Source organism: Variovorax glucosi (assembly GCF_051216695.1).
GTDB lineage: Bacteria > Pseudomonadota > Gammaproteobacteria > Burkholderiales > Burkholderiaceae_C > Variovorax.
In genome coordinates, this window is record NZ_JBPJZE010000007.1 from 1 (window position 1) to 9,416 (window position 9,416).

Consider the following 9,416-nt stretch of genomic DNA (forward strand, 5'->3'; position numbering starts at 1 on the left):
CGACGGAGCCGCAACGGGTCTACAAGGCCAGCGTAGCCATGCAGAAGCCGCGTTCACAGGTTCGCCCTGCCCCTCACCCGGTCGCGGCCTGAAGCCTCTCGGTGGCGCTTGGGAGGGATCCCGCTGTAGCGCCTACGCCCCATGTGCCAGCCGTGAACCGGTACGTCGGGAGGGTGACAAGTCTTGAGAAGCTGTACCCCGACGTGTGGTTGACGTTCAACACACTTTGCAAGCAAAACCGGGGTTGGATAGAATCACGCCAAGGCGCGAACAATCCTTCCACCGGGTACCCTTGTTCGCTGTCCAGAAAACCTCACGCCTGCCAGGGCCTGAGGTTTTCGCATTTGTGGGACTGCGAAACGTGATCGCATCTTACAGGCAGAAAGTCACAACCTCCAAGTGCGAGCGCATTGCCAAGCACTTGGCAACGCGCTTAGCTCTGGTTCGCCAGCGAACATCGTCTGTCCATGCCTGCATAGCCGCCTACTTGCATAAATAAAAGGTCAAAACTTAAAAATATTTTCAGTTGAATATTTTTAAATTTTAGGATCCTAATATTTGCTTAGTAAAACGCCCTTTCCGCAAGACAAGCAAGCAAGCAAGCAAATTGACAGCTTGGCCTTCCTTAAATTAAAATGAATATAAAATCCTGGAATCGTTTTTTAAGCACGGCTTTGCAGGTAAGTCCGGAAATAATGGGACGATCTCATGAATTCAATTTTGAAGGGGCGGAAATTAAAATTGAAATACCTTCGAAAGAAAGAGCTTCCGATCAAGTCCGCGATATAGTTGCTGAAGTTGGAACTCGATGGTCTCGCAATAACGAGCCAGTAAATTACCGAATTTTACAAATCGATGTTGATGTGTGTTTAGGAATCTGCATCGACTTACCTTCTGAAATACTTAAACAAAGTGCTAATGCCTATGAACTCATTGCAGAAGAAAAAAGGCAAGAATTAGATGAGATTTCTCAAAAGCATGGTCGAATTGCAGAACGTGCGTTTGAGTATTGGATTTCTGTTGTTCAATGGGTTGCTGACGACTACAGGATAGGAAGAACCAGCTCTTCCACTTATCACTCGGGATGGAGCACTCGACTTGAAGAAATAAATTCTGAAAAATCCATCTGGATTGAAACTGTGTATGTTTTCTTATCTGGATACACTACGATTGACATTGATAAATGGATGGAAATACAAAGCCGGACAAAAAATTCGGAATATCCTCCGATTAGCATCGTATTAAAAAATGAAGCTAAACATTTTTTTGATCTTGGAGACTATAGAAGATCATTAATGGATATTGCAATCGCTTGCGAAACGTATTTAAGGTCTAGCGTATTGGCATCGTTACCGGAAAACCTTTCTCCGATGGCCCGAGACCAAATCGATAAAAGCAATATTGCACAGTACACAAATCATTTATTTCCTGAGCTCTTAGACGCGCAAGAAATAATTAAATATAAAAGCATCAAGAGCGACATCAACTCACTATTTGCAAAAAGAAATGATCTTTTTCATAGGGGAGATGCTAATGCAGCAACCCATGATGGCTGTCAAAAATTTTTGGGTGTACTGCAAAATCTTATGGAAATCAAAAAACTGGAATGACCAATAGCCGATAGCGTGACAAACGCTTCTAGATATTTTCGTTCAGTAACCTCTCAATACGAAGTGATCGTTGTCCTTGCCATAGCTGACACTTTTGTTGACGCGAACGCATAAGCGCGACGCCTCGCCGCACCGTTCTAACTTAATCCGCCCACCCTGCTTGGCCCAGTCATTGGCGTTAGCTTGTAACTGAACGACTTCTTCTTGCAACGCGGCTTTCTCCTCTCGCAGGCTGTCAACCTGGTGCAATTGCCAAACCAGCGAGGCATACGCTAATAAGCACACACCGACTGCACCACCGCCAGCCACGGCCACCCATTTCCAAGCAAACCAAGCACTCGCTCTGCGCATCGACCCCTCAACCTCACCGGCAGCCTCGACCACACTCGACAGGCTGCCAATAACCGGCTTCGTAGCCTCGCCAAGCGCCTGTGCAGCCGTTTGGGCTACTCCAGCAAGGGCTTGCCTTACCGAGGTAGCCAAGACCTCTGCCGCAGCACTCTGCAGGGCCGAAGCGACGTTCGCTGTCGCCTTTCGCACATCGCCGGCAACGCCGGCCACACTGGCCGCCGCCTGAGCCACGGCGATACGCTCTTCAGAGAGTGCGGCCCGCTCGTCAGCCAGTCCGTCAATGGCGGCCTGAACGGCTTTCTGTTGCTCCTCTGCCAAGGCCATGAGGCCAAATAACTGCTGCTGTGCGTCCATCTTTCTTCCTGAATCATTCGGTTCAACTACCTTGACCAGCCGCGGTCGTGGTCACGTTTAGGCTGCTGCCGTTCCTGCTCGGTTTGATGTTTGCGTTCGGCTTTCTCACGTTGCTGCGCGAGCGCCTGCGCTGCCTGTTGCTTGGCGTGATCGGCTTGCTGCTTGGCAAGATCAGCCTGCTGCCGCTGTGCTGCTTGTTCGGCCTTGAACTGCTCAAAGGCCAGCCGCGCCTGCTGCTTTCCAGCTTCAGCTAGCTTGGCCAACTCGAACTGCGCGCGGATGTCGGCCACGCCAGCGACTGCGAGCTGCTTAACTTCCGGCACCAGCTGGCGATCGCGTTCGGCCCTGGCTGCCCTGAGGTCGCCCGACAAGTCAAGGATCGAGCGGTCGGTCTGGCGGCTCTGACGTTCCAGTTCGCCTAGCTCCTTGGCGCGGCGCAACCGTTCAGCGGCTTCCTGCTCAAACTGCAGCCGCTTGTGGCTCGGCTCGCCAGTGCGACGCTCATAGCCGCTGGCTGCTGGCCCGAGGTGTCGGGTAGGCTCACGGTCGATGCCCTGCTCCACAAGGGTGCGTTGATCGACACGAGCCTCGATGCCGTTCTCGCGCAGCCGCTCGTTCGTCAGGTCTGCCCACAAGGCACGAACGGCATTGAGGTCATCGACTCGCTTGCGCCCAGCCTTTTCAGTGTCCAGCTTCGCACCCAGTCCATCTGCCTCTACCTTGCGGGTGGTACGCAGGATATGGGCGTGGTGATTGCGGTTGTCACCCTCTCTGCCGGGTGCATGAATGGCGACATCAACGGCGCACCCTTCCCGGTTCGCCATGCCTTTGGCGAAATCTACCGCCAGCCGCCGTCGCTCATCCGGGGAAAGTTCGGACGGTAAGGCCACCTCGAACTCACGCGCTACGCAAGCATCCTTGCGCTTTTCAGCAAGCTCGGCGGCATTCCAGAGTTTGGCTCGGTCGGTCGCCCACTCAGGCGCACCGTCTGGCAAAACGATGTCGGCGGATTCGACACCCCGCTTGCGGGTGTAGTCGTGCAGTTCGCCGGTTCGTTCGTCGGCGATCTTGCACCCAGCGCGATAGGCAGCCGCAGCCGTCGCACTGCGACCGGCCGAGCGAGAGATTGCCTTGACGCTGAGGTGGTAGATCGCCATGGGCGGTATTGGTGTTTGGTTTTGCCCGCAGGGCCGCACGAGTCACGCAGTGACTCCTAAGTGCGCCCTTGCTTCGCTCGGGTTGGGTCTGTCGCCACGTATATTACCCGCCAGCACCGTTCTTTCCGCTGCTACCCGACGGCCTAAAATTACGTCCAGAACTTAACCGGCGATACCTCATGGCAACCATAGAAAACACCATCGCAAGCTTGGAAGCCAAGCTCAAGCAGGCCAAGGCAAAGAAGCAGCAGATCGAGGCTCGCAAACGGTCCATGGAAACCAAGGAAGAGCGCGCCAAGGACACACGTCGAAAGATCCTGGTCGGCGCTGCCATATTGGCTAAGGTTGATCGAGGTGAATGGCCCAAAGACAAGCTACTGACCATGCTGGATTCAGCATTGACTCGCCCAGATGATCGAGCTCTGTTTGCATTGCCAGAAATGTTAGCGAAAAGATGATTTTCAAAAACATGTCGCATTCTATTTTTAATAGTAACTTTAATTATAGCTATGAACAGAAGAATTAATTTTAATATTCCTAAAGGACAACCCACAGATCATCAATTGACAGAGATAAACAGCAGGTTAAATTATTTGAGAAACAGAGATTTGAATTCGATCGATTTGGGAAATGCATTTGTTCCATCGAATTTTAATTATCCAAACTTTCTCACCGATTTTTCCATCTGCCAAGAACAATGCAATTATGCATCTAATTTTCTAAAAAATCCGGAAAGAGAATTGGTTTGTGCTCTAACAGACACTAAAAGACCAAACGGCTACGTCCTCGCATGCGAAAATTTCGATGTAGTTCTGCTAACAATCGGCTTTTTTATTGAACTGGATGAAGTAGGGGCACGTGTTTTCAATGTATTTTTCAATGGGGATAGGTCTGAAATTATTGGGCCAGAGAACTTTAAAAGTGACTTCTCTTCTTATTCAAAAGAAGATCAAAATGATCGAAATTTCAGCCTTATGGCGCTAGTTCGTCATCTAGCGATAGGACACATCATTGGCCATGAATTCGGTCATTTAGCGGCAGGCCATCTCGGATTTGCAAACGAGACCAAAAAATACGAAAATGACAATGGCAGTCTTGCATCCAACTTTTTCGACTTTGATTCAAATGACCTGATATCACAAGCAAGAGAAATTGAAGCAGATATTTATGCTGCCAATTGGATCGATTCTTTGCTAAACCGCCCAGTCTCCCCAAGTCATACAGAAATACTTGTATGGCTGAAAAATGATCCATGCAGAATTTCTTTTATTTTTACATTGTCATCTTTGTTGTGGTATGTGACTTTAGGTGCGGAGAAATTTTCCGCAAGAAATTTTGTTTTTTTAACAACACATCCACCTACAGGCTTAAGAGCAAAAATGATCACAGATTCCGCCCTTGTGCGGAACATTCAAAAAGATTTAATCAATAAGCATAAACATGAAACTTTTTCTTTGGAAGCTTTTTGTTTGATCGGTCTTGGCGAAGCTTTTAAGCGCATTGCTTATTTAAGTGATAAACCTGACGAAGATTCAAAAAAAATGTTTGGAAAATTGCAAGGATTGTCAAAAAAAGATAACGTGCAAAAGTATCTTGGAGAAATGGGATTATCCATTTCAGACAATAGACATCAAACGATGCTTACCGGAGATTATTTCGCAAAATTATGGGAAATTTATATTGCCCATAAAAGTTACAACGATTTGCTTTCACGCTGGAAACCAGAAGCCAGAATCACATGGGGTAACTTAAAACCTCAAGATTTTAATTTTTAAAACTTTCAAATCATAATTCGTTCGATTTCATCGAGAGAGAGCTGATCGTGGCGCCTGTCGTAAAGCCCAGTTGTGCGCGAGCTTTCATGATTTGCCATTTGCTGAGCCACCTCGAGCCGCCCGCCGTTGCGCAGGTACTCCGTGATCCCGGTGGCCCGGAAGGAGTGGCAGCCAATCTTGGTGGCCACTCCAGCGGCCTCAGCCCGCCGCTTGATCATCCGGTAGACGTCGGACTGGCTCATGAGGCACGTTGAAAGCTGCCCTGACCGCCCTTTGGCTGAGCGGAACAGGTAGCCCTTGCGGTCGTTCTCCAACGCGGCTGTCTGTAGGTAGGCGTGCACGTACTCGTCTAGTTTGTGATGGCAGGGCATCTCGTGGACCTTGCCGCCCTTTTCGTGCAGCCGTACCCAAGTGCGTCGACCCTGCACATAGACATCCTCGACACGCATACCGGTCGCTGCGCCCACGCGGGCGAAGGTGTAGACCATGAGCCCGATCAGCGCGCGATCGCGCAGGCCCACCACCGTCGACACGTCGATCGCATCAAGCATGTCTCTGGCCTCTTCAGCGGCCAGGACGGGTGTCTTTCCCTTTCGGACGGAATGCTGTGGTCCACGCACCGAGCTGGCTGGGTTCATTGGAATGACTTGACCCACCACCAGCCAGTCGAACAGCACGCGCAGGGCTGCCAAGTGCTGCTTTACCGAAGGCGCCGACAACCGGCCCTGTAGCTGCTCGATGTACGTAGCCACGTGGATCGGCCCGACGCTGGCCAGATCCTGTATCCCATGCGCACTGCACCAGGTGCCAAAGCCCGTCACCGCATGCACATAGGCCCGTCGCGTGTTCGGGTTGCGGATGTTGGCGGTGAAGAACTCCAGCGTGCGCTTGGCTGCTGCCGGCGTGGGTCGGAACAGCGCCGGCAGGCTAGCAAGGCCAGCTGTCACAGCAAGCGCGGCCGCAGGCGGGGCGCCGGCCTGCACTTCAGATTTGTTCATGATCGGGATGCGTGCGAACCCATTCTTCTGCCAGCTCCTTGGCCCGTGCCAAGGCCTGTCGACCGGTCATGTGGTGCCCGGCACCCAGCACTAAGGTACGAACGAGGTCATCGGGAGGCATCTTGTAGCGCACCACGGCCTGGAAAGAGCCCGAGGGCAGTTGCTCGCCACTGCAGAGGAAGCGCCGTCCCCGATGTTTAAAAATTTCCGCTTTATCCATGTAACCCTCCTAACCTAAATGCCGATTACATGAATGATAACGTCCTTTATCAAACATAATATATATCAAATTCTTTTTTCAGTGACATCTAATATGTTTGCAGCAGTTTTTAAGTCTGCAACTTGCTGTCGAGTTTTAAATCTCGATATGGCATAAAACCCATAAATAAGTAAAATTATTCCAGAAATTAAAAGCTTAAAGCTTTTTAAGTTTATAAAGTCAAACCAAGCAGCAAACGCCGTAAATAACAAAACCACTACAGTAGCGCCAACTGGATAAAAATCTGATACTGCACTTATCGCTTCTGCTCTGTTTTTTGCTGCCAATGACAAATCTTGCAATAGCTTTTTATTTATAATTTTACAATCCAGGTCTCCTTTGCTATCACTGTTTTCAAGATTTATCAACGAATTAATACAATCCTTTTCTGCGTTAATATCTTTTTTTCTTACATACGAGAACTCCCACGTTGAAATTCTATTCTTATTGTCGACTGTGTGCGTTATATTGTTATTTTCTAATCTATTCGAAATAATATGATAAATGCTTGCAGCGTCGAATTCTTTTTTCATAAACAATATCTTTCTTTCTGATTTAAGAACTTTGAATCAGAATTACTAATCTACATAACTACATAACTACATAACTACATAACTACATAACTACACATTGGCGTAATGTTTCATCGCTTGTCTAATTAGCTCGGCCATGCTGATATCACGACGTAGTGCTTCAGCTCTCCATGCAGTTCGGGTGGCCTTTGACACAGGAAGATTTACGCGCACGATGTCACCGGCATCTATGCTCAGCATGACTTTTTCTACTGGTACGTCGGCACGGACTTGTTCGTCGGATTTTGATTTCAGAGCCATTGGGCTTTCTCCAGTTCGGTAACGACAGCTTCGATTTCTAGGCGAGCAGCAAGATCAGGCAAATCAAAAACGCTTATTCCATCGGTCATAGCCTGAGCAAAAGCAATGCGGTTCCCTACAGTAGCTTCCATCTGATCAAGACCATATTCGTTCCAGTCCCCCGAACGAATGAGCTTGGACAGTTTTGTTCCGGTCATAGCGCGATTGACAAGAAAAGCAGCATCAATGGCACCTCCCATATCACGCTTGGTTCGAACTAAACGTACAGTTGCCGCACTGGCCCAGACGTCAGCGCCTGAAGGCTGAATTACGATAAGAGCTAGGTTTGATGCTGAAACGATGGCAGCAGCCATATCACCGGCCTTGGCAGGCGAATCGATCACTGCAAAGTCAGATGACAAGCTTCTCAAAGACTGTCCCAACGTTGCTGCGCGATCAATAGCGATGACAGGAGGTAGATCCGTCTCTTGAGGGCTGGCAGCTCGCCAGTCGCGTGCTGTACCTTGGGGATCAGCGTCTACCAGCACAACACTGTGCCCTCGCCGATGAAGCAGCGTTGCCAAGTTTGCAGCTATGGTGGACTTGCCAGTTCCACCCTTCTCGTTAAGCACTGCGATGATTTTCATCTACTCAGTTTATCACTTGAGTACTGATTTACATGCATCATTACTCAACTGAGTAGTTGAAACTAGGTTGAACAGCCAGCACCCATAGCGACACACTTCCCGCTCGTCTGCGAATGACTTCTCGAGGGCTAGAAGTCCATGACATCCTCAAGAGCAAGGCAACCGGATTAGAAGAGGCCCATCTGATCGGGATGGGTTGCCTTGCCGCCGCTAGGAACGTTGTTGTCCTTGAACTTGGCAACTTGGACCTCAGTCATTTCCTGCCCTATCACGCTGTCGATCCAGCCCTTGAGCGGCGGCCACTTCAACCCCAGAGCCTCAATCTGAGCGTAGGTCCAAGCACCGCGCTCAGTCCGGTGTTCCATGATGAATTCACGAGTGACTTTCATGGCGTGATTGTGCTGCGATCACTCGATCATTTGTACACCTCGCGACGGTTCCCAACCGACACCACAAGGACCGTCAAAGTGTTGTCCTGAAGGTCACAAATCACCCGGAAATCCCCCACGCGGTAACGCCAGAGGTGCCCGAGACGTGACCCCTTGAGGGCGTCGCCGATGCTGCGCGGGTCTTCCAGCTGGGCGACCCGTTCGAAGAGAAACGAAAGGACCCGCCGGGCCACCTGACGATCAAGGGCATCAAGGTGACGCTGGCCTTGACCGGACAGCTCAACTTTCCATGCCATAGCGCTTCATCACTTCCTCAAGAGGAACGCTGATCGAACGACCGGAGCGGACTTCCTCCAGCTCACGCTCAGCCAGGTACAAATCCTCAAGGTCATCGATGTGCTGGTTGATCGCCTCAACCATGTAGAAGGTCTTGCTGCGGCCTGTGAGCTCGACCAGATGCTGCAAGCGGGCAGAAACATCGTCGGGAAGGCGCAGAGAAACAGAAACCATGATGTTCTCCTAATGAGATACAAGTATCTCATGCCCACTGGTCATGTTCTGAATCTCTTGTGGCCTGATCTGCCTCTAGACGTCTTCCCAGGCGCATAGACCATGCGCTATCCCGCCCGCCGTGCACAACCGGCTGTCCACACCACAAGGGCGTGGACAGGCCCTCCGGGCTTCCCGGTTGCACACAGCTCCCCGAGGTTGTGCCTCCGGCCTGACGCGGCCTGCGGCCTTGCCAAAACCTTTATAAAAAAAGCGAAAACGAAGTCAAGAAAACAGAACAGCCAAGGGCCAGATACCGGAGGAAGACTTGTCCCCCCTGTCTTTCCTTGGTGTTAAGACAAGATATGCGGGATTGAGAGATGGTGGGTTTCGGGAACGCTTCGCCCAAGCTTGCCGAAACAAGTTTGGACACGTTCCCGAGCGATGCCAGACCGAGCCGACGGAGCCGCAACGGGTCTACAAGGCCAGCGTAGCCATGCAGAAGCCGCGTTCACAGGTTCGCCCTGCCCCTCACCCGGTCGCGGCCTGAAGCCTCTCGGTGGCGCTTGGGAGGG

13 protein-coding genes are annotated in these 9,416 nt (G+C 50.6%); 3 read left to right on the forward strand and 10 right to left on the reverse strand.

All coding sequences use genetic code 11. The features are described from left to right. The first annotated feature begins 635 nt into the window (after positions 1-635). Positions 636-1,610 carry a hypothetical protein gene (locus ACSFA3_RS22100; protein ID WP_435507654.1) on the forward strand — a complete coding sequence of 325 codons (975 nt, stop codon included), beginning with the start codon at positions 636-638 and terminating at the stop codon, positions 1,608-1,610. Positions 1,611-1,652: 42 nt separating this feature from the next. Here the strand turns inward: ACSFA3_RS22100 and ACSFA3_RS22105 are convergent, their stop codons facing one another. Together ACSFA3_RS22105 and mobQ are read right to left on the reverse strand one after the other, a co-directional pair. Then, complete coding sequence (locus tag ACSFA3_RS22105; protein WP_435507655.1) at positions 1,653-2,315, reverse strand: hypothetical protein; 663 nt, start codon at positions 2,313-2,315, stop codon at positions 1,653-1,655. A 26-nt stretch (positions 2,316-2,341) separates the two neighbouring features. Continuing rightward, a complete protein-coding gene (gene mobQ, locus ACSFA3_RS22110) occupies positions 2,342-3,472 on the reverse strand; it encodes a MobQ family relaxase (protein WP_435507656.1) in 1,131 nt (376 codons plus the stop codon). Between the two features lie 179 nt (positions 3,473-3,651). Between mobQ and ACSFA3_RS22115 the strand changes: the two genes are divergently transcribed. Further along, positions 3,652-3,930 carry a mobilization protein gene (locus ACSFA3_RS22115; RefSeq protein WP_435507657.1) on the forward strand — a complete coding sequence of 93 codons (279 nt, stop codon included), beginning with the start codon at positions 3,652-3,654 and terminating at the stop codon, positions 3,928-3,930. 150 nt (positions 3,931-4,080) lie between these two features. Further along, positions 4,081-5,247, forward strand: a complete 1,167-nt coding sequence (locus ACSFA3_RS22120) for a M48 family metalloprotease (RefSeq protein WP_435507658.1) — start codon at positions 4,081-4,083, stop codon at positions 5,245-5,247. Between the two features lie 5 nt (positions 5,248-5,252). Here ACSFA3_RS22120 and ACSFA3_RS22125 read toward each other — a convergent pair whose 3' ends face one another. The 8 genes from ACSFA3_RS22125 to relB all read right to left on the reverse strand — a co-directional run bounded on the left by ACSFA3_RS22125 (position 5,253) and on the right by relB (position 8,862). Continuing rightward, on the reverse strand, positions 5,253-6,245 hold the full coding sequence (locus tag ACSFA3_RS22125; protein WP_435507659.1) for a tyrosine-type recombinase/integrase: 993 nt from the start codon (positions 6,243-6,245) through the stop codon (positions 5,253-5,255). Continuing rightward, the gene (locus tag ACSFA3_RS22130; protein WP_435507660.1) at positions 6,232-6,465 is read right to left on the reverse strand and encodes a hypothetical protein; all 234 of its coding nucleotides are present in this window, start codon (positions 6,463-6,465) and stop codon (positions 6,232-6,234) included. The genes ACSFA3_RS22125 and ACSFA3_RS22130 overlap by 14 nt, the downstream gene beginning before the upstream one ends. A 65-nt stretch (positions 6,466-6,530) precedes the next feature. Beyond that, positions 6,531-7,037 carry a hypothetical protein gene (locus ACSFA3_RS22135; RefSeq protein WP_435507661.1) on the reverse strand — a complete coding sequence of 169 codons (507 nt, stop codon included), beginning with the start codon at positions 7,035-7,037 and terminating at the stop codon, positions 6,531-6,533. Between the two features lie 90 nt (positions 7,038-7,127). Continuing rightward, on the reverse strand, positions 7,128-7,337 hold the full coding sequence (locus tag ACSFA3_RS22140) for a hypothetical protein (RefSeq protein WP_435507662.1): 210 nt from the start codon (positions 7,335-7,337) through the stop codon (positions 7,128-7,130). Then, a complete protein-coding gene (gene parA / locus ACSFA3_RS22145) occupies positions 7,328-7,963 on the reverse strand; it encodes a ParA family partition ATPase (RefSeq protein ID WP_435507663.1) in 636 nt (211 codons plus the stop codon). The genes ACSFA3_RS22140 and parA overlap by 10 nt, the downstream gene beginning before the upstream one ends. Positions 7,964-8,130: 167 nt before the next feature. Beyond that, a complete protein-coding gene (locus tag ACSFA3_RS22150; protein WP_435507664.1) occupies positions 8,131-8,352 on the reverse strand; it encodes a hypothetical protein in 222 nt (73 codons plus the stop codon). Between the two features lie 26 nt (positions 8,353-8,378). Continuing rightward, complete coding sequence (locus ACSFA3_RS22155; protein ID WP_435507665.1) at positions 8,379-8,648, reverse strand: type II toxin-antitoxin system RelE family toxin; 270 nt, start codon at positions 8,646-8,648, stop codon at positions 8,379-8,381. Continuing rightward, positions 8,632-8,862, reverse strand: a complete 231-nt coding sequence (gene relB, locus ACSFA3_RS22160) for a type II toxin-antitoxin system RelB family antitoxin (RefSeq protein WP_435507666.1) — start codon at positions 8,860-8,862, stop codon at positions 8,632-8,634. The genes ACSFA3_RS22155 and relB overlap by 17 nt, the downstream gene beginning before the upstream one ends. Between the last annotated feature and the right edge of the window lie 554 nt (positions 8,863-9,416).